Origin of the sequence: Bombiscardovia coagulans (genome assembly GCF_002259585.1) — a bacterium.
In the GTDB taxonomy this organism is placed as follows: Bacteria; Actinomycetota; Actinomycetes; order Actinomycetales; family Bifidobacteriaceae; genus Bombiscardovia; species Bombiscardovia coagulans.
This window is the reverse complement of sequence record NZ_MWWS01000002.1, coordinates 69,845-95,713: the sequence shown is the minus strand read 5'-3', so window position 1 is coordinate 95,713 and position 25,869 is coordinate 69,845. Positions and strand designations below refer to the sequence as shown.

Here is a 25,869-nt window from a genome sequence, read left to right as displayed (position 1 = left end):
ATAGAGAAACTTCTCTAACATCGAACAAGTGTTCGAAGTATCAAGGAATAGGGGTAATATATATGATGAAGAATGTGTGAGCAGGGATTGATTCAAAGAAGTGTAGATAGGGCAACTACAGGAGACGGGTGAAACACATATGCAGTCAACATCACCATTACAGCAGCCAGTTATGGTTAAGGGGAATGGGACGCTGGTAGCAGATCTCAGTTATTTGGACAACGACCGCAAGATCGTTATTCAGGGAGCCCGTGCTCATAACCTTAAAAATGTTAATCTGACAATTCCCCGCAATAAGATTGTGGTTTTTACGGGGTTATCTGGTTCAGGTAAGTCCTCACTTGCTTTTGATACGTTATTTGCTGAGGGGCAACGCCGGTACGTTGAGTCCTTGTCCTCCTATGCTCGTCAGTTCCTTGGACAGATGGATAAACCTGATGTAGATTTTATTGAGGGATTAAGCCCAGCTGTATCAATTGATCAGAAAACTACTAACCGTAATCCAAGATCAACAGTAGGAACTATCACAGAAGTTTACGATTATTTACGGCTCCTGTTTGCGCGTACCGGAATACCCCATTGTCCAAGATGTGGCGCTGAAATTCATGCACAGACACCACAACAAATTGTTGACACTCTGATGACTAAGCCTGAAGGTACTCGATTTCAACTTTTAGCTCCCATAGTAAAAGGTCGCAAGGGTGAATTTGTTGAAACCTTAGGTTTGCTGAGGTCAGATGGTTATGCAAGAGCTATTATCGACGGCGAAACAAGGCAACTGTCTGAGGATATCGTATTAGCAAAGCAAAAAAAACATACCATTGAAGTTGTTGTTGACCGATTGGTGATAAAAGCTTCTATTCGTCAGCGACTTACTGATTCAGTGGAAACAGCTCTCAACCTTGCTAAAGGACTGGTTGTAGTTGATTTTGTTGACCTCGACGAAGATGATAGAAACCGGCGCCAGCCATTTTCTGAGCATAGGGCTTGTCCGAATGGGCATGAACTTGAACTAGATGAGGTAGAGCCAAGAACATTTTCTTTTAATGCTCCCTACGGTGCATGTCCAGCATGCACAGGTCTAGGGTTCAGCTTAGAAATCGATCCTGAATTAGTCATACCTGATCCAGAAAAATCTTTGCGCGATGGGGCCATTGAGCCTTGGGCATCAACCAAAACTCAACAGCGTTTTTATAAACACATGCTTGATGGGCTGGCTGAAGAGATGGGATTCTCAACTGAGACTCCATGGAAAGATTTGCCAAAAGATGTCCGTCACGCCATCATGTACGGACATGATTTTAAGGTTAAAGTCTCTTACCGGAATCGTTGGGGTCGTCTTCGTGAGTATACGACAGGATTTGAAGGTGTCGTTCGTACACTGAAAAGGCGTAGAGATGAGACTGACTCAGACTCTGTGAAACAGTACTACGAGTCTTACATGAGAGAGGTGCCTTGCAGGGTCTGTCATGGTAAGAGACTCAAACCAGAGGTTCTCGCAGTTACTGTAGGAGATTTGTCCATCGCTCAAGTCTGTGATATGCCCATTTCTCAGTCATGTGAGTGGGTCGAGCATCTGCACTTGGATGGAGCGCAAGCCAAGATTGCTGGCGAGGTTCTCAAAGAAATTACGGCTCGGCTCCGTTTCCTCAATGATGTTGGTTTGAATTATTTGACTCTTTCGCGTGCTGCTGCCAGCCTGTCAGGTGGCGAGGCTCAGCGTATACGTTTAGCCACGCAAATTGGCTCTGGCCTAGTTGGTGTTATGTATGTTTTAGATGAGCCGTCCATAGGTTTGCATCAGAGGGACAATGAGCGTCTCATTAAGACGCTTAAGCATTTGCGTGATTTAGGGAACACCCTCATCGTTGTGGAACACGATGAGGACACTATACGAGAAGCTGATTGGCTTGTAGATATAGGACCTGGAGCTGGTGAGCACGGTGGAGAAGTGATCTACTCTGGTCCGTCAGCGGGTTTGAGCAAAGCCACTCGTTCGTTAACTGGAGACTATATTTCAGGTAGACGTAAGATCGCTGTTCCACAACACAGGAGAACCGTTGATCACACCAAAGTACTAACAGTTGTAGGTGCCCGAGAAAACAATCTCAAAAATCTCACGGTAGAGTTTCCTCTTGGTGTCATGACTGTTGTTACCGGAGTTTCTGGGTCAGGAAAATCAACACTGGTAAACTCAATTCTCTATCCAGTTCTCGCTGATAAACTCAATAATGCTCGTATGGTGCCAGGTAAACACACCAGGGTAGAAGGCGTGGACGCTTTACGCAAAGTTATTCACGTGGACCAGAATCCCATCGGCAGAACACCACGCTCCAACCCTGCGACATACACAGGCGTATGGGATAAAATTCGACAGCTATTTGCTGAAACACCGGAGGCTCAGGTACGAGGATATGGTCCTGGACGCTTCTCCTTTAATGTCAAAGGCGGACGCTGCGAAGCCTGCCATGGTGATGGAACCATTAAAATAGAAATGAACTTTTTGCCAGACGTGTATGTCAAGTGCGAAACCTGTCATGGAAAACGGTACAACCGTGAGACGTTAGAGGTGACATATAAAGGGAAAACTGTTGCTGACGTGCTTGATATGCCTATAGAAGAGGCTGCAGATTTCTTTGCAGCATACCCATCAATATCGAGATATTTGCGAACCCTGGTTGATGTTGGCTTAGGATACATCAGATTAGGCCAACCTGCGCCTACTCTATCTGGTGGAGAATCTCAACGAGTAAAACTAGCAACGGAACTGCAAAAACGTTCCGATGGCCGTACTGTTTATATACTTGATGAGCCCACGACAGGTCTGCACTTTGAAGATGTCAGTAAGCTATTAGGAGTTTTGCAGGGACTAGTAGATAAGGGCAACTCTGTAATCGTGATAGAGCATAACCTTGATGTGATTAAAACAGCGGATTGGATTATTGATTTAGGGCCAGAAGGTGGAGATGGTGGAGGGACTATCGTAGTGGAAGGTACCCCAGAACAGGTAGCAGCAGATACTACCAGTTGGACTGGCAAGTTCCTGCGTCCTATGCTGGGTGAGGTTAAAGCCAATGCAGCAGTTGGGAAACAACGGGGAAAGTCTCGTTCAAAAGCCAAACACACACGTGCACCTAAGAAATAAAACACAGCATAAAGAGGTTTACGAATTCAATGTCAAGAAGTTGCTTTGAACGTCATTCTTCAAGTTTCTGGCGGAAGACTGCACAGACACTCATTCACTCGACGGCAACTGGGGCAAGTACAGACAGCGTGGAGGTAAATCCCAACGGTGCACCTCTGCTGGGGGATAGCCGTGATCTGTTTAGGCCCAAGACTAGCGATATACCAGCTCAACCAGGTGTTTATAAATGGAGGGATGCTGACGGTCGAGTCATATATGTGGGGAAAGCCAAGAATTTACGGAATCGTTTGAGCAACTATTTCCAGCCTTTACCCAACTTACATCCACGCACACAAACAATGGTTCTCACTGCCCGTAGCTTAGAGTGGACTGTTGTAGGTACCGAATTGGAGTCACTGACACTTGAATATACGTGGATTAAAGAGTTTGATCCACGGTTTAATGTCGTCTTCCGAGATGATAAGACATACCCGTACCTAGCGGTATCTATAGGTGAAACAATTCCAAGGGTGTGGATGACTCGTGTACGAAAACGTAGAGATACTCGTTATTTTGGTCCCTACGCAAAAGTTTGGGATGTTCGTCATACTTTAGATGCCCTGCTGAAAACATATCCCGTCCGTACTTGTACCCCGGGCGTTTTTCGTAAGGCACAGCTTTCTGGACGTCCTTGTCTCTTAGCTTCGATAGGTAAATGCTCTGCACCATGCGTCGGTTCTATCTCCGCTTACGATCACCGCAAGCTTGTCGCAGAACTCGTTGGTGTCATGACGGGTAGATTGGGTAAGACATACAAGGCTGGATTGAAACGGCAGATGAATGAGGCAAGTCAGGAATTGCAGTTTGAAAAAGCTGCGCGACTTCGTGATCAAATTAGTATGTTGGAAACTGTTATTGAGCAAAACTCAGTGGTGTTTAATTCAGATGTAGATATTGATGTGTTTGGAATGGCTTCAGATGAGCTAGAAGCGTCAGTACATGCTTTTTTCGTTCGAGCTGGTGCCATTCGAGGAGAGCGTAGCTGGAGTGTAGAGCGAGTTGAGGATGTCAGCAATGAAGAGCTGATGAGTGACCTTATTATCCAAGTCTATTCTGATCTCGTATCAGAGTACCAAGCTGAACAACATCCGCAAATCAATGAAATGGAAATACCGGAGAATGAAGATTCTTCTATATCAGTAAGCCAGAAGAGAGACGCCTTGGGGTCCACTCAACGAGTCACTGCTATGGGTGCAGTTGAACGCGCTCAAGCGACAAAGGCTCGTCATGACCGTCAGGAACAAACAGGACGCATGGATCTCCTTGAGCCTATATCACCTATTCCTAGGGAATTAGTGGTGCCTATACAACCAGATCGAACGGAGCAGCTAGAAAGCTGGCTTTCTGGTATTCGTTCAGGTGCGGTCACTATCCATGTAGCGAGTCGGGGTGAAAAAAAGACTCTTATGGATCGAGCTACTGCGAATGCACAACAGTCCCTTCAGCGCAGCAAGATGAGTCGTATAGCTGACTTAGGAGCTAGAACGGCAGCTATGAACGATGTAGCGCAGGGACTGGGACTCAAACAGTCGCCTCTGCGTATCGAATGTTACGACATTTCAAATACGGTCGGTGGCGCATTCCAAGTGGCATCTATGGTAGTTTTCGAGGATGCCATGCCTAAAAAGGCTGAGTACCGTCGTTTTGCAATTAAAGGAGACGACGGTTCAGGGGCCTTGGATGATACAGCGGCAATCTATGAGACATTGATCCGAAGATTTAAACATGGGAATGTAGCAGGTGATTCTGGAGATAGTCTTGAGAATGAACGTGAAGTGCAACGAACAAGGCAAGAGAGGCCTGCACTAGCTTCTGCAAGTAACGATCATGCTCAGAGGTCAGATAGTACTGGTTCAGAAGAAGTAGTACAACAAAATACCAAGCCTAGGCATTTTGCATATAAACCCAACCTCATTGTGGTGGATGGTGGTAAACCTCAGGTTGAAGCTGCTGCCAGAGCCCTTGCAGATGCTGGTGTGCATGACGTGGCGCTGTGCGGTTTAGCTAAGCGCTTGGAAGAAGTGTGGGTACCTGGAGAGGATTACCCGATCATCTTTAAACGCCAGTCCCAAGGGATGTATTTGCTGCAGCGGGTACGTGATGAATCGCACCGTTTTGCGATTACTTACCATAGGCAGACACGGCGTAAAGGTTCACTGAGATCAGCATTAGATGATATTCCCGGTGTTGGTGGTGTCTATCAAAAACGACTGTTGAAAGAGTTTGGCTCAGTCAGGCAATTGCGTAAGGCTAGCCTTGAAGAACTTGAATCGGTAGCAGGCATAGGGAAGAAAAAAGCTGCCACAATTTACAAGGCACTCCACGGGGATGACACCAGCAGCAATAACTAATATAGTCGATGACAGAGGAAGGTTGGAAGAGAGATATGGCAACAGTTATCCAGCATTGTGCTGTACTTGGTTCGCCTATCAGCCATTCACTGTCTCCGGTTTTGCACACGGCAGCCTATCGTGCCCTAGGGTTGAAGAATTGGTCCTATGAACAGTGCGAGGTCACTTCAGGAAGTTTGCAGGTATTTCTTTCTCAGATTGACTCCAGCTGGAAGGGACTTAGTTTAACTATGCCGCTCAAGCGAGAGTCATTGTCTCTGGGAACAGCTGAAGACTATTGGACGAGCAAGTTGGGAATCGCTAACACTGCTATTTTGATGGAACAAGTCCAAGAGTCTCATCGACTTCTAAACTTGTACAACACAGATGTGGAAGGCATCGTATGTGCCTTAGCTGCTTCGAGTAGTGGTGATGGAAACCAATTTGAACCGTTTGACATGATCCGAGCTTTAGAGTCTGTCAACGACGTTGAGCAAACGATATTCACAGATATTCCTATAGATGGTTCCGTCATGGTTATTGGAACCGGAGCTACTGCTTGTTCAGCCATAGCTGCACTACACACTATTGGTGCGACAGAGCTTATTATTGCTGCCCGTCATCTTGAACGAGCATTGCAAGCCCAGCAGCTAGCTAAAACGTTAGGTTTTCGATCGGTAAGAGTTGTGGACATGGAAGAAGGCGGCATGTTCTTAGCTCATGCCTGCCTCGTAGTCAGCACCATTCCTGCGGGAGCAGCTGATAGTATGGCGCGATCCTTAGAAGAGGGCTATCAAACATGCAGGAAACAAGAATATGATCCAGTGTTGTTAGACGTCGTTTATGGTTCAGGACAGACCCGTTTAAGTTCTGCTTGGTCACGGGTTAGAAAAGGAGTAGCCTTACAAGGAGATCGTATGTTACTCTATCAAGCCGTAAGGCAGGTGTCCCTGATGACCTCGGTCCCTATCGAAGACATTCCTGTTCATGCTATGGATTCAGCTATGAGAGAGGCCTTATTATGAGTGCACAATCGATGTTTGACCCACAAACCAGCGACCAACATTCAACTGAACAGCCATTAAAGAGTTTTGAAGTTATGCTCATATCTGGCATGTCCGGCGCTGGGCGCACTCATGCTGCCGATTGTTTAGAAGATATGGGCTGGTATGTTGTGGATAATCTGCCACCCAAATTATTGGTACCTATGGTCGACCTCATGACTTCTTCGGGAAGTAGCATACACCGCTTGGCAGCGGTTATCGATGTACGGTCACGATCCTACTTTGATGATCTGAACGCTGTTCTTGGCCACCTCGATGACTTAGGTGTGAGTTGTAGAATTATCTTTTTAGAAGCTAGCGATGAAGTGCTTATCAAACGGTATGAGTCTGTACGTAGGCCTCACCCCTTGCAAGGTTCAGGCAGGCTCATTGATGGTGTTCATCGTGAGCGCGAACTTATGGATGGACTGAAGGATCGTGCGGATATCGTTATTGACACATCCTGTTTAACTATCCACCAGCTTTCCACCAAACTCTATGAATCGCTCTTAGGAGAAGGTCCTACCACTGTTGCTGTTCACATTTTTTCATTCGGGTTTAAGTATGGTTTGCCTATAGATGCCGATTTTGTTGCTGATGTGAGGTTTTTGCCCAACCCATACTGGGTACCAGAACTTCGTGAGCTGAATGGACGTGACCAGCCTGTTCGTGATTATGTACTGTCATCTCAGGGATCACAAGAGTTTTTAGATGCGTATACTAAAGCAATAATGGCCGCTGTACGAGGGTATGCGCAAGAGGATAAGCATTTTGTTAACATCGCTATCGGTTGCACGGGTGGTCAGCACCGTTCAGTGGCTATGAGTGAAGAACTCGCACGCAGGTTGAGGAGTAACGGTATGGAAGTGAGTGTTTCTGCTCGGGAGTTGCCTCATAAGAATAAGCTGTAAGTTTATTTCGCCATTCTCACGCTAGTGTGGGACAGTTCACATCATTCAGTCCCGTACAGCAGGTATTCTTGTATCTGCCGTGCTGTACGACTTTAGCTTGATAACTTCCCTGTAAGTTGTCCAATATCTTCGATATCACAGTAATTCGGTAACCTCATCTGTTGGTATCGTGATGAGGTTCTAATTATTTATCTTGAGTTTAAGTAGGAGGATGGGTCTTGGCCCTACTGGATGACGTCAAAAGTGAGCTCGCTGGTATAGAGAGTGAACTGCCTCAGGCTAAAAAGGCACAGTCCGCGGCGATGATACGATTTGGCGGTGGTTTACATATCATTCAGCGGCATATTGTCGTTGAGGCCCAGTTTGATTCGCTTGCGGCAGCTCAATGGCTTCAGAACACCGTCCGTGATGTGTATGGGCACGATTCGGATTTAATTGAAGTAAGCAGACAGACACCGACTGGTCAGGTAAAACGTTACTCTGTAAGAGTTTTGCGGGCTGGTGGTGCACTGGCACTACAAACAGGTCTGCTGGATCAGCGTAAGCGCCCCGTACGAGGCCTTCCGGACGATATTGTTTTAGGAAACATTTCTCAAGTGAAAGCAGCTTGGAGGGGTGCCTTTTTAGCTCATGGAGAACTGTCAGATCCTGGCAAGGCTTCATATCTCGAGATTATTTGTCCAGGTCCAGAGGCTGCCCTGGCCCTAGTACAAGCAGCTCTGCGTTTGGGTATTAAAGCCAAAGCTCGTCAAGTCCGAAGTTCGGAAAGAGTAACTCTTCGGGATCCAGACGCCATAGAGCGTATGCTTAACCTCATAGGAGCACCTAAAACGGCGAGAGAATGGACTGGTAAGCGATCTGATGGAGAGTCCAGAGGAAAAGCAAACCGTCTTGCCAACTTTGATGATGCAAATATGCGTCGTTCAGCAAAAGCTGCAGTTGAGGCTTCTGCTAAAGTAACAGAAGCTTTCAAAATACTCGGAGACAATATCCCTGAGAATCTAAGAGCCGCTGGGCAATTGAGATTGGATCATAGAGATGCAAGCCTCGAAGAATTGGGACGTTTGGCTGATCCACCTATCACAAAGGACGCTATAGCTGGTCGTATTCGCAGGCTTTTGCAATTATCTGCTAAAGTCCGGAAACAATTAGAAGAACAACAGGATTAGTTTCGTACATATCATTGTGGCAACGGTCAATTTATCTCTTCTCGAGGCTATTATTAGCTGTTGGGTCAGTAGTGTTAATAAAGCTGACTGGATGTGATGTGGTTTTTCACATCTTCCGGTTCGGCCTGGAAAGGAAATCTATGAAGACGCTTCAAGATTTAGGTAATCTTAAAAGTAAGCGCGTACTGGTGCGTGCTGATTTTAATGTCCCGCTCAATGGAACAGTTATTACGGATGACGGCCGTATTAAGGCTGCATTACCGACTATAGAAGCTTTACGCAAACAAGGCGCTAAAGTCATTCTCATGGCCCATCTCGGCAGGCCCAAAGGCCAAGTAGTTCCTGAACTTAGTTTGGCACCCGTGGCAGCACGACTAGGTGAACTGTTAGGAATACAAGTCCCACTGGCTAAGGATACTTACGGTCCTGATGCCCAGACTAAGGTTGCTCAGATGAGCGACGGCGACGTCGTTATGTTGGAGAATGTGCGTTTTAATCCTGAAGAGACAAGCAAGGATGAACAGGAGCGTTCGGAGTACGCAAAGAAGATTGCTGCTTTGGGAGATGTTTTCGTTTCTGACGGCTTCGGTGTAGTCCATCGTGCTCAAGGCTCCAATTACTCAGTTGCTACTTATTTGCCTTCTGCTGCAGGTCTGTTAGTCGAAAAGGAAGTTACAGCACTCTCAAAGGCTACTGAGAATCCTGAGCGCCCATTCACTGTAGTTTTGGGTGGTTCTAAAGTTTCTGACAAGCTTGGAGTTATTGAAAACCTTCTTAACAAGGCTGATAGGCTTGTCATCGGTGGCGGCATGGTATTTACTTTCCTTAAAGCTGAAGGCTACGAAGTCGGTAGCTCTTTGCTGGAAGAAGATCAGGTAGAAACAGTTAAGGGCTATATTAAGACTGCAAAAGATAATGGAATAGAGCTGGTTCTTCCGACTGATATTGTCGTCAACCCAGGCTACCCAGCTGGAGACACTCCAGTGGAACCTAAGGTAGTTGCTGCTAACGCTATTCCTAGCGATATGATGGGCTTGGATATTGGTCCCGATTCTTGCAAGTTATTCCACGACAAGATTGTAGATTCAAAGACTGTAGTGTGGAACGGTCCTATGGGTGTGTTCGAAGTTCCAGAGTTTGCCGAAGGTACAAAGGCTGTAACCCAGGGTCTAGTTGATGCTACTCATGCGGGAGCATTTACCATCGTAGGTGGTGGAGACTCAGCCTCTGCGGTCCGCAACTTAGGTTTTGCAGAAGATGCCTTTTCTCATATTTCTACCGGCGGTGGAGCCTCCTTGGAATTCCTGGAAGGCAAGGAATTACCTGGATTGCGCGTTTTAGAGTAATACATACGTATTGCTCTCATAGTTGCCGGGCGCTCGATAACCGACGTCCGGCATTTTGTCACTTGGCTTAGACCACTTTTCTGTGGAGGCGGACATGGTTCGAACACCCTTGGTAGCGGGCAATTGGAAGATGAATTTTGATCATCTTGAAGCTACGTACTTTCTACAAAAACTGGTCTGGCTACTACGTGATGCAAAGTTTGATTACGGTCGTTGCGAAGTTGCCCTTTTCCCGGCTTTTACGGCACTGCGTTCTATAGAAGTTTTAGTAGAAGCAGATAACTTACACATTCGTTACGGTGCGCAAACAGTCTCAGTTACATCCCAAGGCGCTTTTACAGGAGATGTATCTGCAGATATGCTTGCTCAATTAGGTTGTTCGTATGTAATTGTGGGTCACTCCGAGAGGCGAAAGTACCATCCTGAGGATGATGCCAACATTGTCGACCAGGTAAGGGCAGTGCTGGCAGCCGGGATGCAGCCCATACTCTGTGTGGGAGAAAGTTACGAGGAGCGACGACAAGGCATTGAGTTAGAGTTCGCAGTGGGACAAGTCAAGGATGTTACCAGAGACTTGTCGCAGGAAGATGTGAGTAAATTAATCGTGGCATATGAGCCTGTGTGGGCTATCGGCACTGGTATGGTGGCAACACCTCAAGTTGCACAGGAAGCCTCAAAAGCTATTCGTTCGTATGTTGCAGACACCTTCGGTACGGAAGCAGCTCAAGCTATGCGTATTCTGTACGGTGGATCAGTAACGTCTAAAAATGCTAAAGAGTTAATAGGCCAACAAGATGTAGATGGTTTCTTGGTTGGGGGAGCCGCATTAGAGGTTGACGAATTCTCAAAAATCGCACGATTAACGGTAAAAACAAGTCGTCATTGAGAGGGTAGCAGGTTTACATTAGATTTTGACCGTATCATGCGCTACAGTGGTAAGTACATTGTAATTCTGGAGGTAAACTGTGACCATTGTCAAAATAGCGCTGGAAGTTGTGGTAGTTATTGCCAGCATCCTACTAACGTTGCTCATTTTGATGCATAAAGGTAAAGGCGGCGGCCTTTCCGATATGTTTGGTGGTGGGCTAGGCTCAAATGCAGGTACTTCAGGTGTGGCTGAGAAAAACTTAAATGTTCTTACCATTATTGTTGCTGTCATTTGGGTATCTATTATCATCGCTCTTAGCTTGATGACTAAATATCATATTGGATGATCGATAGCTGAGTAATGCCCCTGAGAGAAAGATCTCAGGGGCATTTTGCATATAAAGACCGGCTATTTTGCCAGATGCTGTGGTGATCGATAGTTACCCGAATAGAAGTGACTATATATATGAATGGGGATTACCGAAGAGTAGCTCCAGCAATCCCCATATCAGTGAAGTGCTTTCTCAATTACTTACGAGAAAGCACTATGTGATATCACTCAGCCATTAACACGATCTATTCCGGCTTGCACGTCGGCCAATACAGAAGACCATGATTCTATGAATGATGCAACACCATCAGCTTCCAGCTTATCAGTAACCTCTTTGATAGAGATACCGAGATCCGCTAACTGCTCCATAATGGTATGGCTTTCCTCATAGCTTCCTTCGATAGAGGGGAGCCCTTTGCCATGGGCAGCAACGGCGTCCAGAGTCTTCTCCGGCATGGTATTGACGACGTTGGAAGCTACCAGCTCATCGACATATTTGCAGTCAGAATACGCTTCATTCTTAGTTCCAGTTGAAGCCCAAAGAGGACGTTGCTTATGCGCACCCTTAGCTTCGAGAGCAGCCCAACGAGGATCAGCTGCGAACTTCTTCTCGAAGAGCTCATATGCCAAACGCGCATTAGCCACAGCAGCTTTGCCTTCAAGAGCCTTAGCTTCATCAGAGCCATTGGCTTCCAAAAGTTTGTCAACCGCTGAGTCAACGCGAGATACGAAGAAGGAAGCTACGGAGCCCATATGCTTGAGATCATGGCCATTCTGATCAGCTTGAACCATACCTTCGATAAAAGCGTCAATGACCTGCTCATAACGTTCAAGTGAGAAAATCAGAGTCACATTCACAGAGATTCCCTTAGCGAGTGTTGCTGTGATAGCTGGTAAGCCCTCAAGCGTAGCTGGAATCTTGATCATTGCATTGGGACGATTAACCTTTTTCCATAGCTGCTCAGCCTGCTTTTCTGTTTCTTCAGTATTGTGAGCGAGGCGTGGATCGACCTCAATAGACACACGTCCATCAACGTAACCGGATTGCTCAGCAACGTCATGGAAAATATCTGCTGCATTGCGGACGTCTGTGGTTGTTAATTCTTGCACAGCATCTTCTACGTTGACTCTGCCCAATTCTTTCAATTGAGCATCATATGGTCCTACCTGGTGCAAAGCTTTTTGGAAGATAGAAGGGTTGGTAGTTACCCCTACCACATTTTTTTCAGCAATAAGCTCTTGTAGATTGCCTGATTCAATACGTGTACGGCTCAAATCATCCAGCCAAATTGACACACCTGAGTCGCTTGTGCGCTGTGTGTTCTCATTTTCTGCCATTGTTTCTCCTTTGATAGTTTCAACAGATACTTGTTGAAATATGTATACAGGTACAGACCTCATTGTTGTGTCTCGTCAGTAATCCCAACAGGTGTGTAACTCATACACACCGCTACTATGCAGGGAATTGAGGCTGAACGTATAACTGTAAAAATACGTTCAGCCTCAATGAGCACAGTGAGCTCTTTTTGAGGACTCGTTCAGCGAGCGGCCTTTACTTCTTCAATAGAGGCTTTAGCTGCTTCAACAACGTGCTCAGGAGTGATGCCCAAGTCTCGCATGTTCTCGTCGCCTGAACCTTGTAAGCCGAACTGCTCGATAGATACTGGCTTGCCATAAGAACCGAGATACTTATACCAAGGAAGAGCTAAGCCTGCTTCTACTGAAACTCTAGCCTTGACAGCAGCTGGAAGAATTTCTTCCTTGTACTCTTGGTCTTGGTCCTCGAACCATTCTAACGACGGTACTGAAATGACACGAGCTTTGATTCCTTCAGCACCTAGAGTTTTAGCTGCAACTACAGCATGCTGTACTTCAGAACCAGTTGCCATGATGATGACGTCGGGCTGTCCATCACAATCAACGAGCACATAAGCGCCCTTACGGACACCCTGGGCGGCCTTAGAGCGAGTCTCTTCCATCATGGGCACACCCTGACGAGTTAAAATCATGGCAGTCGGATGTGTGTTCTTCTTCTCAAAGAAGTAGCGGTATGCTTCGGCAGTTTCAAAACCATCTGCAGGGCGTACCACTTCCATTTGAGGAATTGCACGGACAGCAGCAAGGTGCTCGATTGGTTGATGGGTAGGTCCATCTTCGCCAAGTGCTACCGAATCGTGTGTCCAAACGTACAAGTTAGGAATGTCCATTAAAGCAGCTAAGCGCACAGCTGGACGTTCATAGTCAGAGAACTGGAAAAATGTTCCATTGAATGGACGAGTATCCGAGCCAAGCAAAATACCATTCGTAATGGCACCCATAGCGAACTCTCGGACACCGAAGTGGAGTTGGCGACCATATGGATTGGCTTCCGGCCATTGGACAGTTGACAGATGTTCTGGATCGAAGGAAGCGGCACCCTTAATGTCGGTATTGTTGGAACCGCCTAAATCAGCAGAACCACCCCAAAGCTCTGGCATTATTTCGGCAATAGCGTTGAGCACTGCGCCTGAAGTTTTACGAGTAGCAACCTTGGAGCCAACTTCGAATGAGGAAATGGCCTTATCGATAGCTTTATCGAAATCTTCAGGTAGCTTATGCGAGTGAATACGATCGTATAAAGCTGCCTTGTCAGGGTTTGCCTTGCGCCAGTTGTCAAAATTCTTGTCCCAAGCGCTATGGGCAGCAAGACCTCGCTGAGCAACTTCACGAGCGTGTGCCAAAGCTTCTTCGTCAATGTGGAAGCTTTCTTCAGGATCATATCCCAGAGCCTTCTTTAGCCCAGCTACAGCTTCTGCACCCAGCGCAGAACCATGCGCTGAAGGATCATTCGTTTTTCCTGGAGTTGGCCATGCCATTAAGGTATCGACCTTAATCAGCTTTGGACGATCGGTTACTTGCTCTGCTCTTTCGAGAACGGCAGCAAAACCTTCAACGTCCTCCACATAGGAACCATCTTCCTGAATAAAGGAGAACTCATCGGTGTACCAACCGTAAGCTTCGTAGCGTTTGAGCACATCTTCATCGAAAGCTATCTTCGTGTCACCTTCAATCTGGATATGGTTGGCATCGAAGATAACAGTCAAGTTACCGAGCTTCTGCCCACCTGCGAGTGAGCTCGCTTCTGAAGAGACACCTTCTTCGAGATCGCCTTCACCACAAATAACCCAAACCTTGTGGTCGAAAGGAGAGTTACCCTCGGGTGTGTCAGGATCAAGCAAGCCACGCTCAAAACGTTGTCCATAGGCAAAACCAACGGCTGACGCAAGTCCTTGTCCCAATGGTCCTGTGGTCATCTCAATTCCAGGTGTAAGACCATATTCAGGATGTCCTGGAGTGCGGGTTCCAGCGGTACGGAACTTCTTCAGATCGTCAAGAGTTAGGCCATAACCGGAGAAGAAGAGTTGAACGTACTGTGTTAAAGAGGCATGCCCGCCAGAAAGTATGAATCGATCTCGTCCTGCCCAGTTAGGATCGTTAGGATCGTGAGTCATGAAGTGCTGGTATATCGTGTAGGCGATAGGAGCCAAAGAAATGGGAGAGCCCGGATGACCAGAACCGGCCTTCTCGACAGCATCAGCTGAAAGGACTTTCGCCATATCAACAGCGCGCTTGTCCAGATCAGTCCACGTAAAATCGGTCATTTATGATCAACTTTCCTTCCAATTGGTAGGTTGACATGTTTCGACTTGTGCCGAAATGTTCATTTACCTTCACATTGTAGTTCTTATCGTATCCTCTCGAGGAGACACTGAAGGCTATATTTTGGCTCTTCGGCAGTGCCATGCTCAGCCTTGAATGAAGATTCTGGCAGTCTGAGGCATAGAGTGCTAATACTATGTAGAAAAGCCTCTTTATAAGGAGTTGCTAGTGTGAGGCAGCTAGGAGGAAAGTATGAGAGCAGATAGGCGCATGTTGGTTCTGCGTGCAGTAATAGAGGATTACATACAATCTCAGGAGCCCGTTGGGTCAAGTGCATTAACAAAAGGGCACCAGCTAGGAGTGAGTTCTGCTACTGTTCGCAACGATATGGCAGCTTTAGAAGAAGAGGGCTACCTGATACAGCCTCACACTTCTGCTGGTCGCATACCTACACAAAAAGGGTATCGTTATTTCGTAGACCGACTAACCAAGCGGGTGCCACTGTCACCTGCGCAACGTAACGGTATTGACGCTTTTCTTTCAGGCTCTGTAAGCCTCGAAGATGTTTTGCAACGTTCTGCCCGTCTCTTGGCGCAAATTACTGGACAAGTAGCAGTTGTTGCGTCACCTGCACTGTCAAAATCACGTTTACGGCGGATTGAACTGATCTCTATAGCTAAAACAACAGTGCTCGTTATTGTAATTACTGATACAGGAAGGGTTGTTCAACATGCTGTTAGTCTGTCGTATTCGAATACCCTCACTGAACAGGCACTAGCTAATTTGTCGGATAGCTTAAACACACAGTGTCGTGGCTACACCTTGGCAGGAGTATCTCAGCAAATGCTCACTGGATCTTATAAAGTAACCGATGAGCAAACAGCGGTTCTGTTGCAAGATTTATCTACTGTTTTGTCTCAAATGGCTGAAGAAGAGGAATCTGGCAATCTTTACATGGCTGGACGTTCCCAGCTTACACATCGACATACTGTACCGATCGGTGAGCTTGCTTCCTTGCTTGATGCCCTTGAAGAGCAGGTTGTATTGATGCGTTTGATGACTGCCCAAAGTGAACTTTCGCAGCAACATGGAGGTGTCAGCGTTGTCATAGGATCAGAAACGCAGACTCCTGGTCTGATGCATGCATCGGTGGTTACCAGTGGTTATGGGCACGCCAAGGCTGAGCGCTCAACTGAAGAGTTGAGCGAATATGACCTGAACGATACCCCTATAGCTTTTGTGGGTTCTATAGGACCCACTCACATGGACTATGCCACGACTATGACTGCTGTGAGAGCTGTGGCATCATACCTTACACAATTCCTCAGTAACAGTGAAGAGGAATGAGAAACAAACAGGAAGTACTGACCTGGCCGTATGGCACAATGGGCAGTCATAAGTCAAGCAGAAGGAACATCGGTGGCAGACTACTACGAGCTTTTGGGAATTACCCGAGATGCAAGCGACGACGATATTAAAAGAGCTTACCGGAAAATGAGCCGTAAGTATCATCCTGATATCGCCGGGCCAGAGTATGAAAATAAGTTCAAAGAAGTAAATAACGCTTACGAAGTACTGTCGGACCCGCAAAAACGTCAGATGTATGATGCTGGTGTTGATCCTAACAACCCCAACTCTGGAGCTCAAGGCTTCGATGTGGGAGACATTTTTGGGCAATTCTTTGGATCAGGATTCTCAGGTTCGGGCCAGCAACCGATTCCTCGAACTCAACCAGGTCGGGATGCTCTTGCAGATGTGACCATAGACTTGAAAATGGCAGTTTTTGGTGGAACTGCACATGCTCAAATCCATACATTTGGATTGTGTCAAACATGTGGAGGTTCGGGCGCTGAGAAAGGCGAAAAACCGGTAACATGTCCTGTTTGCAAGGGGCAAGGATACGCCCAAAAAGTAGTACGAACATTGCTAGGCCAGATGATGACAACAGCTCCTTGTGAACGATGCGAGGGGCATGGAACTATTATTGAGCACCCCTGTCAAGATTGCCAGGGACATGGTCGAGTGCGTGTACGTCGTGATGTGGGAGTTACTGTGCCAGCGGGAGTTGCTGATGGTAGCCGCCTGCGGCTCGTCTCTCAAGGTGAAGTTGGAGAAGGCGGGGGATCTGCCGGAGATTTGTATATAGATGTTCATATAAAGGCTGACAAGCTTTACACCCGCGATGGAGATGATCTTCACTGCTGGATAAGTGTACCTATGACTTGGGCTGTTTTGGGACATGATGTTGAGCTAGAAACCTTTGATGGACAGCGAGAGCTAGCAGTGCCTGCTGGGTGCCAGCCAGGCGACGTCGTCGATCTCAAAGATTTAGGTGTCACTAAAATGGGTTCTCAAGACAGAGGTGACATTCTGGTTCACGTTATGGTACAGATCCCCACAAAACTGAGTGAACAGGAATCTAGCCTCATAGAACAATTTGCAGCCAGCCACGATTCTAATGCCCATGAAGTAGCACAGTCATCTAAGCCACTACAAGGTAGAAAAGGTCTTTTTGGTAAAATTAAAGATATTTTTAGCTAAGTGATAGCGTGGTTGGGTGATTTGTACGAGACCACCCAACCACAAGGCTATTTGCTGAGGAGAGAACGACACATCGATCGTAATTCGCTGACGTAGCCACCCCCAAAGAAGACGCAGTGACCAGCAATAGGGTAGAGCTGCCAGAGGGTATAACGGTCTCGATAGCCCTTAGACAGGGGATGTGCTGACTGATAACCATCTTCTATCTGTGACAGATAAGGCATTCCAAAAAGATGTAGCATTGCCAAATCTTCTTCTCGGTGACCACCATGGGCTGCTGGATCTATAAGCACTGCTTGGGTTTGACCTCCACTTTCTGTCCACATCACATTGCCCGACCACAAATCACCATGTATACGAGCTGGACTGTCTTCAGCAGCAGCTCCCATGAGTTCAGGTAGAGCAGTGATAATATCCTCTATCATGTCCATATCTGACTGTTTAAGGGAACCTCTGTCAATACCCATTTGCACCATAGGTTTTAGACGTCCGTCGCTGAGATAATCAAGTGGGGTCTGCCAATTTCCAGTCTCCATCGGTACTGGATCTTGAAGTGGTCCGAAATAGCAAGTCCCTTCATACCCTTCTGGAGGAGCTCCAAAACATGGTGCTCCAGCATCGTGCATATGCGCCAGCTCAACGCCAAAGCGGTAAGCTGCGGAGGGTGAGGGAGAGGTACTCATGACTCGTTCAATATCAAGAAAGTCTTTGCCCCAATTGTAAACCTCAACTACTCGAGGGCCGCCATGAGATTGTGCCTGTCCTAACCATTGCAATCCTCGACCTTCGCACTCGAAAAAGCCACTTGGTGCTCCAACACTGCTTTTACGGTATGTGTTTGACATGACGCCTCCCTTGCGTTTTCTATTACCTCCATTGTGGGTATTCTGCACGACATACACAGCTGCGATATTGCTTGGCTAAGGTAGCAGCTAAGCTTGCATGTGAGATTCTTGCTATTATCCAGCATGTGAGGGGTCCATGAACTTTTTTCAAGCTATTCTTTTAGGTCTTGTGCAAGCGTTAACTGAGTATTTCCCAGTTTCGTCGAGTGCGCATATACGCATTGTTGGTGCACTAATGGGCAAGGATCCAGGGGCTGCTTTTACTGCCATCATCCAGTTCGGAACCGAATTAGCTGTTTTACTCTATTTCCGACGGGATATTGCCCGTATTCTCAATCATTGGTTTCACTGTCTGGCAGGTAAAGATGGATCCAGCTGGAAGGAGCGTATGGGATCAAAGGATCGGGATGCGGCACTAGGCTGGTACATCATAATAGGTACTGTTCCGATTGTAATCGCAGGACTTATCTTCCAAAAGGTAATTGAAACAAAGTTACGCAATTTGTGGATTACTGTGGTGGTACTTATTCTGTTTGGTTTACTACTTGATTACTTTGATCGTACAGGTAAACAGAACAAGACAGTGGAACAAATGACAGCAAAAGATGCCATTTTATTCGGTGTCGGACAAATGCTAGCTCTTATACCTGGAGTATCTCGCTCCGGTGGCACTATGACTTTTGGTCGTGCACTCGGTTATACCCGGGAGGCTGCTGCACGAGTCAGCTTCCTTATGGCTATTCCGGCAGTATTTGGAGCCGGTATATTAGAAACCATAAAATCGCTAAAGAATATAAACGCAGATGCTGCGTTTCCTGGGTGGGGCGCTACTATTTGTGCCACCATCGTTTCCTTTGTTGTTGGTTATCTCGTTATTATTGCTTTTTTGAAGATAGTTTCCATGTTTTCCTACAGGGGGTTCGTAATATATAGGATTGGATTGGCTATCGTGGTTGCAATCCTGCTATTGACCGGCGCTATACCAGCTGTTGGAGGAGTAGCTGCTGCTTAATGTAGCCGACAAACAATTGTGTTGCTCTTGAGTTCAGGCCCTTGTTTTCATAAAACTTGGTTATAGGGCCTGAACTACCGTGTAGATCCTGACTACTAGTCAGGATGAAACTTATGTAACGAACAGTAATAAGAGCTTAAGGTGTGAGCTGCTTGCTTTTCCTATAGATCCTTTAAAGCTTCTGATGTCAGCATTGAAAAACTCATCAGTCATTGCCGGAGCAGCTTGCAGCGTTCATACGAGATGTTTCGCTTGTAACAAGATACCAGTAATCCTAAAATTATCAGAACGCTGTTAGTTGTACTGATGTGTTCTTGCCTCTGATCTTCCTGCCACTCATCATACGTACCTAACCTACTTTTTAGCAATACCTTATTAGCTAAGAGGGTCATACTGGCTTGTGCGCACAAAACGGTCTCGACGACGGAACCACAACTGTCACATTTTTAAGAAGACTGTTCACTCAGAGCAGTAGTTGAACTCACTGCCATAGTGTGGTGAGTTCAACTACTATCAGCTGGCATGAGTTACGTTTATTTCGATTTACCTTGTGTGAGTAATCTATTGGATTCGCGATCAAACAAATTAACAATCAGTGCTGTAAGTAAAATACCCAAGCCCACAATAAAAATCCATCTGAGTCCGTCGAATACTATAGCACGAGCCGGTTCTAGGAACTCGGTAGGCACTTGAGTTGCGGTTTCTGGGTTGATCATATTATCCATCATTTCAGTAGTGAGGCCTGGAGTACGCGCTACTCCCTGAGCCATCACCGTATTCATGACGATGCCAAATAGTGAGATCATGAGAGTTTGCCCTAGACTTCTGGCTAAGGTGTTGAAGGAAGTTGCTGTACCAACTTCATCAGTAGAAACCACAGACTGTGATGTCATAGTTCCGATAGTAATTGACAAACCAAAACCATACCCAAATATTGCTGAAATGAGCAAGAACACGATATAAGCTGTGTGAATAGGTACAAAAATAGTGATTACACAACCGACGATGAGAAAACCGAGGGAGAGGTTCATGATCCAGTGTGGTGGATATTTGGTCAGTAACTTACCAGCCATAAACGAGCCAACTAACCATACAATCGAGCTGGGTGTAACAGCGAAACCACCAAGGGTGGGATTAAAACCTAATACTGACTGCATGCGAATAGGAAGGTATGTTTCAAACCCCATCAAAAACCCTGAAATTAGCAAGACTACGATATTTTGAACCATGAAAGTCTTATTACTAAAGAGTTTCAAGGGTAATATAGGATCGACCTGTCGTTGTTCGACAATGATCAGGGCTATACCAGTGATAACAGCTACAACCAAGGCAAATATACCGAGTAGCAAGTTATCGGAGCCACTTACATTTTGCAAACCTAGCATTAAGCCGATTAAACACATAGTAAGTAGGCAAATACCAGGGTAGTCGATAGGACTGTGGCGGGTTGTTATATCTTCCTTGAGGAAGCACTGGATCAGAAGAATGGAAATGATCCCAATCGGGACATTGACTGCAAACACCCAGTGCCATGAAAGTTGCTGTACTAAAAATCCTCCCAAGAGTGGAGCTATGATAGATGCCACACCCCATGCAGAAGAGTTGAAACCAATCATTTTGGCGCGCTTCTCGATAGGAAATATATCGGCGAGAATAGTAAATGTTAGTGGTTGAATAGCGCCAGCGCCTAGACCTTGTATCACTCTTGCGAGTATGAGTTGCATCATCGAGTGAGAAAGACCACACAAGAGTGAGCCAACAACGAAAACGAAAAGACCGATATTGATCAGGGGTTTTCGACCGAAACGGTCTGACAGTTTACCATAAATAGGTGTGGTTACAGCACACATAAGCATGTATATGGAAAAGACCCAGTTCATAAGACTTAACCCATGTAAGTCTGAAACAATGGTTGGCATAGCTGTCGAAACTATTGTTCCTTCCACGGCAGTCATGAAGGTAGACATAAAGACTGCAGTAGTAACTGGTCCTACTTTTGTTTTCGAGTTTCGTTCTTGACCCACCTGATGCCGTGAACCTTTCTAAAGTAAGCATGTTTGTAATGCGCAATAAACTAGCGTAATTATCCAACCAACCCCGGATTTAATAGAAGGTCATGATCTTATTTTCGGTGAGAGCGATACGAATGTCCTGAAATTCGATAAGAGCGAAAATGAGTAGCTACTCTCTTTACTCTCATGGAGTGATGTATGTGCCGACTACTACTTTCAGTAGCTCACGTGCAGAAATACTGATAATTTCAACGCAACACGCGTTATTGCTTTTAAAACAAATTACCTGTATAGTTGTGCCTCGTGCTCAGGTGGTTCTTAACAGAATCCGTTTGAGATGCGGGCATAGCTTAGTTGGTAAAGCGCGACCTTGCCAAGGTCGAGACCGCGGGTTCGAGTCCCGTTGCCCGCTCGAGGCTTCGAGTAGTCCGACCTTATACGGTGGGTTAGCCAAGCGGTTAGGCAGCGGCCTGCAAAGCCGTTTAGACGAGTTCGACTCTCGTACCCACCTCTCAGGCGCGAATTTACAGGTGCCTCATGAAGACCCGGGCGGTTGGCGCAGAGGTAGCGCACTTCCCTGACACGGAAGGGGTCACAAGTTCGAATCTTGTATCGCCCACACAGCAGATATTCTGCTATAGTGGCGTGACCGACTGTGGTAGTCGGCGCAATTCCAAGGGTGATTGGCGCAGCGGCTAGCGCACTTCCTTCACACGGAAGGGGTCGCAGGTTCGATTCCTGCATCACCCACGGGCTTTTGTCCATTGACACAGCACTGGTGGTTATATGACCATGCTACCCATAGAGTATTGCTCCTCAAGAGGTTAGTTCTCGCTGATGGCTTATACCTTCGTCTGTAGAAATGTGGAGAGGCTAGGCTTAGTGATATGAAAGAAGAATCTGAGACACAACTTCATCACGCTATGATAGCGGCTTTTGAAGGTTGGAATGACGCATGCTCAGCTTCAACTAATGTAATCCACCATCTGCTGAATACCTACCCATCTCAGGAGGTTGGATCGCTAGACTCAGATGGTTTCTATGATTACCAGGTATCTAGACCAATGCTTTGCCATGTTCAAGGACGAAGAAATATCTATTGGCCAGAAACAAAGTTTTATGAGGTTTCTATACAACCAGAATGTAAACTACTTGTAGAAGTAGGACCTGAGCCAAATTACCACTGGATAGACTATTGCAGGCAAAGCATTCGGTTCGCAGAAGACCTTGAAATTAATACTCTTATTACACTAGGGTCTATGTTCGCTGACTGCCCTCATACACGCGATTTGCCTATTGATGATCTTGCCGGCGATCAAATAGATGCAGACACTGAAGGACACTCTGGACCTGTTGGCATACCTACGGTTTTAGATGCTGTAGCTGTACAGAGTGGCTTTAAAACTGAATCATTATGGGTCTCAGTACCCCAGTACATGAGTAGCGATGAATGTGCACAAGGAACCTTACAGTTACTTCGCAGAGTATCCCGTTTGCTGGGTATACGTTTGTCCGAAGGAGACTTACCTGATAAGGCTCAACATTGGCAGGCACAGGCTTCAGTCCTTGTTCGGTGCAACGATAATTTAGCTGAATACGTGCACAGGTTAGAAGTCGAAAGTGATGCGAAGGCAGCATCCAACTTTAGGTACACTATAGATGAGCCTTTAGGCGATGAACTCGCGCAAGAGGCAGAGGAATTTCTTAAATCTGTAGGGGGGCAAGACACACCATCTGTCTAAGCTGTTTTGTCGTAGATGTGACATAAGGTTACCCTCGTAATTATGTCCAAGGCCTGCACCTTGTAACGCGGACCCCGATAGTAAGGACGGCATTCGATGAATCAGCCAACCATTTCCATAACATTAAACGGAGAAGTGAAGGAGGTGGCAGCTGATTACACTGGCGTCGAACTGTTTTCTGATGATAAAAACATTATTGCCGTCTCTATCAATGGCGAGCCTCGAGATTTGAATACACCTCTCCATGAGTCAGACACTGTAGACGCTATTACTCTTGACTCACCAGAAGGTTTGGCTATTATGCGCCATTCTGCAACACATGTAATGGCACAAGCTGTCCAAGAAATTCGTCCAGATGCAAAATTGGGTATTGGACCTGTAATCAAAGATGGTTTTTACTACGATTTTGATGTTGAAAACCCCTTCACGCCTGATGACCTCAAAGAGATAGAAAAGCGCATGAAGACTATCATTAAGTCTTCTCAGTCTTTCCGTCGGAGAGTAGTCACAGAAGAAGAGGCACGTGCTGAAGAGTCAAATCAACCTTATAAACTTGAACTCATAGGACTCAAGGAAGCCCAAATCGAAGGTGAAGAAGCTACTGAAATTTCGAGTGGCGAGTTAAGTATGTACGACAATGTCGACCGTGATGGCAATGTCGTCTGGAAAGATTTATGCCGTGGACCGCACTTGCCTAACACACGGTATATTAAAGTCTTCAAACTGATGCGCACCGCGGCAGCATATTGGCGCGGAAATGAAAAGAACCCGATGCTACAGCGCATATACGGTACGGCTTGGTCTTCTAAAGATGATTTGAAAACATATATGAGCAAGTTGGAAGAAGCTGCAAAACGCGACCACCGTAAATTAGGCGCTGAAATGGATCTCTTCTCATTCCCGGAAGATATTGGTCCAGGTTTGCCTGTTTTCCATCCAAAGGGCGCTGCAATTATCAATGCCATGGAGGATTACTCAAGGCAGATGCACCGTAAACACGGTTATTCCTTCGTGCAAACACCTCATATTACCAAGGGCCACCTATACGAGATCTCAGGGCATTTGCAGTGGTATAAGGACGGAATGTACCCAGCCATGCATCTAGACGAGGAGCATGACGAGAGAGGCAACGTAACAAAGCAAGGCTTTGATTACTACTTAAAGCCGATGAATTGTCCTATGCATAATTTGATCTTTAAGTCAAGGCAGCGCTCGTACAAGGAGCTGCCCTTACGTCTCTTCGAATTTGGTACTGTTTACCGGTATGAAAAGTCAGGTGAGGTCCATGGCCTTACTCGCGTGCGCGGGTTGACTCAAGATGACTCACACATTTATTGTACCCGTGAGCAAATGCGGGGAGAGCTGAAGAGTCTGCTTGAGTTTGTCTTACAGGTTTTGAAAGATTTCGGTCTCAAAGACTTTTATCTGGAATTATCCACCAAAGATCCCAATAAGTTTGTCGGATCAGACGATGTGTGGGAAGAAGCAACTGCTACTTTGGCACAAGTGGGCAAAGAGTCTGGTTTAGAACTTGTAGACGATCCAGCTGGTGCCGCTTTTTACGGTCCCAAGATATCTGTGCAGGCGCGCGATGCGATTGGACGTACTTGGCAGGTTTCAACCATCCAGTTAGATTTTAACTTGCCAGAACGTTTCGGCTTAGAATACATAGCAGCAGATGGGTCGCATCAACGTCCAGTTATGATCCACCGCGCTCTCTTTGGCTCGATAGAGCGTTTCTTGGCTATTCTCATCGAGCATTATGCTGGAGCTTTCCCGGCATGGTTAGCGCCAGTTCAGGTGCAGGCTATTCCGGTAGCTGACGAGTTTGCACAGCACATATTGGGTGTAGTCTCCCGCCTGAGAAATGATTTGGTCCGGTGTGAGGTAGACCGTTCAGATGATCGATTTGGAAAGAAGATACGTAACGCAGCTAAATCAAAAGCTCCATTCATATTGATAGCCGGAGAAGAGGATGTCTCCAAGAATGCTGTCTCCTTCCGATTTAGGGATGGAAGTCAGTTGAACGGTGTAGCAGTCGATGATGCCGTAACATGGATTCAGCAAGCCATTGCTCACCGGGCACAAATCAACTCTGTCAACGATTTCGTAGCAAATACTGACGCTGTACAAGCCTGATACGAGAAAGCTGCTGTTGCTAGACAATGCTGGCAGCAGCAGCCTGCCGGGAGAAATTGAAGCACATCCAATCTGAGGTGAGGAATGTTTGAGCATTTACGAGGTCCGTGGAAGCGTGCAATTGAACCTATTGCTCGTGGGCTCATTACAATGGGAATAACGGCCAACGGCGTTACTATCATCGGTGCTGTTGGTACGGTCATAGTATCATTCATCACCGGTTTTACAGGCTGGTTACTACCAGGGGCCATTGTTTTAGCAATCCTAGTAGCCTTTGATTCTCTGGATGGGTCTGTAGCTGCTATGACTGGTGGCGGTACTCAGTTCGGAGCTTTTTTGGACTCAACCTTGGACCGAATTGCTGATTGGGCTGTGTTGGTGGCAGTTATCATCTATATGCGTAAGCATGAGTTGGAGTGGATTGCAGCAGGGCACTCTGGACAGGATGTTTGGGCACAGGTTGGTATGGCGGCCGCCTTGTTCGCTATTATGACATCTTTTGTTACGTCATATACACGAGCCCGGGCTGAGGCTGAAGGCTTTGAAGCGAAAAATGGCATTGCTACTCGGTCAGACAGACTGGTGATTATTTTCGTGGGTATGGCGATGACAGGGGCTGGCTTGTCTTTGGCTTGGCTTACTTGTTTTCTGTTACTTTTAGATGTGCTCGGGCTGGTTACCGTGTGGCAGCGTATTCGCAAAGTGAGAACAGATATGGGTCGCTCTCCACAGCCCGCAGACCCCAGTCACGAGTGACA

At 46.5% G+C, this 25,869-nt stretch carries 18 protein-coding genes and 4 tRNA genes; 18 read left to right on the top strand and 4 right to left on the bottom strand.

Annotation, left to right across the window (positions count from 1 at the left end; genetic code table 11):
- Nucleotides 1-172: 172 nt before the first annotated feature.
- The 8 genes from uvrA to secG all read left to right on the top strand — a co-directional run bounded on the left by uvrA (nucleotide 173) and on the right by secG (nucleotide 11,197).
- Complete coding sequence (gene uvrA, locus BOCO_RS00555) at nucleotides 173-3,145, top strand: excinuclease ABC subunit UvrA (RefSeq protein ID WP_420835383.1); 2,973 nt, start codon at nucleotides 173-175, stop codon at nucleotides 3,143-3,145.
- 29 nt (nucleotides 3,146-3,174) lie between these two features.
- On the top strand, nucleotides 3,175-5,535 hold the full coding sequence (gene uvrC, locus BOCO_RS00550) for an excinuclease ABC subunit UvrC (protein ID WP_094722165.1): 2,361 nt from the start codon (nucleotides 3,175-3,177) through the stop codon (nucleotides 5,533-5,535).
- A gap of 35 nt (nucleotides 5,536-5,570) precedes the next feature.
- A complete protein-coding gene (locus BOCO_RS00545; RefSeq protein ID WP_158520381.1) occupies nucleotides 5,571-6,539 on the top strand; it encodes a shikimate dehydrogenase family protein in 969 nt (322 codons plus the stop codon).
- A gap of 11 nt (nucleotides 6,540-6,550) precedes the next feature.
- Nucleotides 6,551-7,468: an RNase adapter RapZ gene (rapZ, locus tag BOCO_RS00540; protein WP_244568702.1), complete on the top strand. Its 918-nt coding sequence runs from the start codon at nucleotides 6,551-6,553 to the stop codon at nucleotides 7,466-7,468.
- Nucleotides 7,469-7,686: 218 nt separating this feature from the next.
- On the top strand, nucleotides 7,687-8,637 hold the full coding sequence (gene whiA / locus BOCO_RS00535) for a DNA-binding protein WhiA (RefSeq protein WP_094722162.1): 951 nt from the start codon (nucleotides 7,687-7,689) through the stop codon (nucleotides 8,635-8,637).
- 140 nt (nucleotides 8,638-8,777) lie between these two features.
- Nucleotides 8,778-9,983 (top strand): phosphoglycerate kinase, encoded by a 1,206-nt coding sequence (locus BOCO_RS00530; RefSeq protein WP_094722161.1) that lies wholly within the window; start codon nucleotides 8,778-8,780, stop codon nucleotides 9,981-9,983.
- Between the two features lie 94 nt (nucleotides 9,984-10,077).
- Nucleotides 10,078-10,869, top strand: coding sequence for a triose-phosphate isomerase (tpiA, locus tag BOCO_RS00525; RefSeq protein ID WP_094722160.1), 792 nt, complete (start codon nucleotides 10,078-10,080; stop codon nucleotides 10,867-10,869).
- Between the two features lie 79 nt (nucleotides 10,870-10,948).
- Complete coding sequence (gene secG, locus BOCO_RS00520; RefSeq protein ID WP_094722159.1) at nucleotides 10,949-11,197, top strand: preprotein translocase subunit SecG; 249 nt, start codon at nucleotides 10,949-10,951, stop codon at nucleotides 11,195-11,197.
- Nucleotides 11,198-11,409: 212 nt separating this feature from the next.
- On the opposite strand, the gene tal is transcribed toward secG, so the two are convergent.
- The gene (tal, locus tag BOCO_RS00515; protein ID WP_094722158.1) at nucleotides 11,410-12,519 is read right to left on the bottom strand and encodes a transaldolase; all 1,110 of its coding nucleotides are present in this window, start codon (nucleotides 12,517-12,519) and stop codon (nucleotides 11,410-11,412) included.
- A gap of 200 nt (nucleotides 12,520-12,719) precedes the next feature.
- On the bottom strand, nucleotides 12,720-14,822 hold the full coding sequence (gene tkt, locus BOCO_RS00510; RefSeq protein ID WP_094722157.1) for a transketolase: 2,103 nt from the start codon (nucleotides 14,820-14,822) through the stop codon (nucleotides 12,720-12,722).
- Between the two features lie 250 nt (nucleotides 14,823-15,072).
- Between tkt and hrcA the strand changes: the two genes are divergently transcribed.
- The gene (hrcA, locus tag BOCO_RS00505) at nucleotides 15,073-16,167 is read left to right on the top strand and encodes a heat-inducible transcriptional repressor HrcA (RefSeq protein WP_094722156.1); all 1,095 of its coding nucleotides are present in this window, start codon (nucleotides 15,073-15,075) and stop codon (nucleotides 16,165-16,167) included.
- A 72-nt stretch (nucleotides 16,168-16,239) separates the two neighbouring features.
- Entirely contained in the window at nucleotides 16,240-17,361 is a 1,122-nt protein-coding gene (gene dnaJ, locus BOCO_RS00500) for a molecular chaperone DnaJ (protein WP_094722244.1), read from the top strand.
- A gap of 47 nt (nucleotides 17,362-17,408) precedes the next feature.
- Here the strand turns inward: dnaJ and BOCO_RS00495 are convergent, their stop codons facing one another.
- Nucleotides 17,409-18,206, bottom strand: a complete 798-nt coding sequence (locus BOCO_RS00495; protein WP_094722155.1) for a fructosamine kinase family protein — start codon at nucleotides 18,204-18,206, stop codon at nucleotides 17,409-17,411.
- A gap of 136 nt (nucleotides 18,207-18,342) precedes the next feature.
- Between BOCO_RS00495 and uppP the strand changes: the two genes are divergently transcribed.
- On the top strand, nucleotides 18,343-19,218 hold the full coding sequence (uppP, locus tag BOCO_RS00490; protein ID WP_094722154.1) for an undecaprenyl-diphosphatase UppP: 876 nt from the start codon (nucleotides 18,343-18,345) through the stop codon (nucleotides 19,216-19,218).
- Nucleotides 19,219-19,751: 533 nt separating this feature from the next.
- On the opposite strand, the gene BOCO_RS00485 is transcribed toward uppP, so the two are convergent.
- The gene (locus BOCO_RS00485; RefSeq protein WP_244568697.1) at nucleotides 19,752-21,242 is read right to left on the bottom strand and encodes an MDR family MFS transporter; all 1,491 of its coding nucleotides are present in this window, start codon (nucleotides 21,240-21,242) and stop codon (nucleotides 19,752-19,754) included.
- A 327-nt stretch (nucleotides 21,243-21,569) separates the two neighbouring features.
- Here BOCO_RS00485 and BOCO_RS00480 point away from each other — a divergent pair.
- The 7 genes from BOCO_RS00480 (at nucleotide 21,570) to pgsA (ending at nucleotide 25,867) form a co-directional block, all read left to right on the top strand.
- Nucleotides 21,570-21,642 (top strand) — tRNA-Gly (locus BOCO_RS00480).
- Between the two features lie 28 nt (nucleotides 21,643-21,670).
- Nucleotides 21,671-21,741: transfer RNA gene (locus BOCO_RS00475), tRNA-Cys, on the top strand.
- A 36-nt stretch (nucleotides 21,742-21,777) separates the two neighbouring features.
- Nucleotides 21,778-21,849, top strand: a tRNA-Val gene (locus tag BOCO_RS00470).
- Nucleotides 21,850-21,907: 58 nt separating this feature from the next.
- Nucleotides 21,908-21,980, top strand: a tRNA-Val gene (locus BOCO_RS00465).
- A gap of 137 nt (nucleotides 21,981-22,117) precedes the next feature.
- Nucleotides 22,118-22,972 (top strand): PAC2 family protein, encoded by an 855-nt coding sequence (locus tag BOCO_RS00460; protein WP_094722153.1) that lies wholly within the window; start codon nucleotides 22,118-22,120, stop codon nucleotides 22,970-22,972.
- 96 nt (nucleotides 22,973-23,068) lie between these two features.
- A complete protein-coding gene (gene thrS / locus BOCO_RS00455; RefSeq protein ID WP_094722152.1) occupies nucleotides 23,069-25,111 on the top strand; it encodes a threonine--tRNA ligase in 2,043 nt (680 codons plus the stop codon).
- Nucleotides 25,112-25,195: 84 nt separating this feature from the next.
- Nucleotides 25,196-25,867, top strand: coding sequence for a phosphatidylinositol phosphate synthase (gene pgsA / locus BOCO_RS00450; protein ID WP_094722151.1), 672 nt, complete (start codon nucleotides 25,196-25,198; stop codon nucleotides 25,865-25,867).
- Nucleotides 25,868-25,869: the final 2 nt, after the last annotated feature.

Bases quoted from the DNA above. Each gene is read 5' to 3' on its own strand.
- BOCO_RS00460 (WP_094722153.1), top strand. From the start codon at position 22,118: ATGAAAGAAGAATCTGAGACACAACTTCATCACGCTATGATAGCGGCT.
- uppP (WP_094722154.1), top strand. From the start codon at position 18,343: ATGAACTTTTTTCAAGCTATTCTTTTAGGTCTTGTGCAAGCGTTAACT.
- BOCO_RS00495 (WP_094722155.1), bottom strand. From the start codon at position 18,206: ATGTCAAACACATACCGTAAAAGCAGTGTTGGAGCACCAAGTGGCTTT.
- tkt (WP_094722157.1), bottom strand. From the start codon at position 14,822: ATGACCGATTTTACGTGGACTGATCTGGACAAGCGCGCTGTTGATATG.
- rapZ (WP_244568702.1), top strand. From the start codon at position 6,551: ATGTTTGACCCACAAACCAGCGACCAACATTCAACTGAACAGCCATTA.
- uvrC (WP_094722165.1), top strand. From the start codon at position 3,175: ATGTCAAGAAGTTGCTTTGAACGTCATTCTTCAAGTTTCTGGCGGAAG.
- pgsA (WP_094722151.1), top strand. From the start codon at position 25,196: ATGTTTGAGCATTTACGAGGTCCGTGGAAGCGTGCAATTGAACCTATT.
- tpiA (WP_094722160.1), top strand. From the start codon at position 10,078: ATGGTTCGAACACCCTTGGTAGCGGGCAATTGGAAGATGAATTTTGAT.
- BOCO_RS00530 (WP_094722161.1), top strand. From the start codon at position 8,778: ATGAAGACGCTTCAAGATTTAGGTAATCTTAAAAGTAAGCGCGTACTG.
- uvrA (WP_420835383.1), top strand. From the start codon at position 173: ATGGTTAAGGGGAATGGGACGCTGGTAGCAGATCTCAGTTATTTGGAC.
- BOCO_RS00545 (WP_158520381.1), top strand. From the start codon at position 5,571: ATGGCAACAGTTATCCAGCATTGTGCTGTACTTGGTTCGCCTATCAGC.
- thrS (WP_094722152.1), top strand. From the start codon at position 23,069: ATGAATCAGCCAACCATTTCCATAACATTAAACGGAGAAGTGAAGGAG.
- tal (WP_094722158.1), bottom strand. From the start codon at position 12,519: ATGGCAGAAAATGAGAACACACAGCGCACAAGCGACTCAGGTGTGTCA.
- hrcA (WP_094722156.1), top strand. From the start codon at position 15,073: ATGAGAGCAGATAGGCGCATGTTGGTTCTGCGTGCAGTAATAGAGGAT.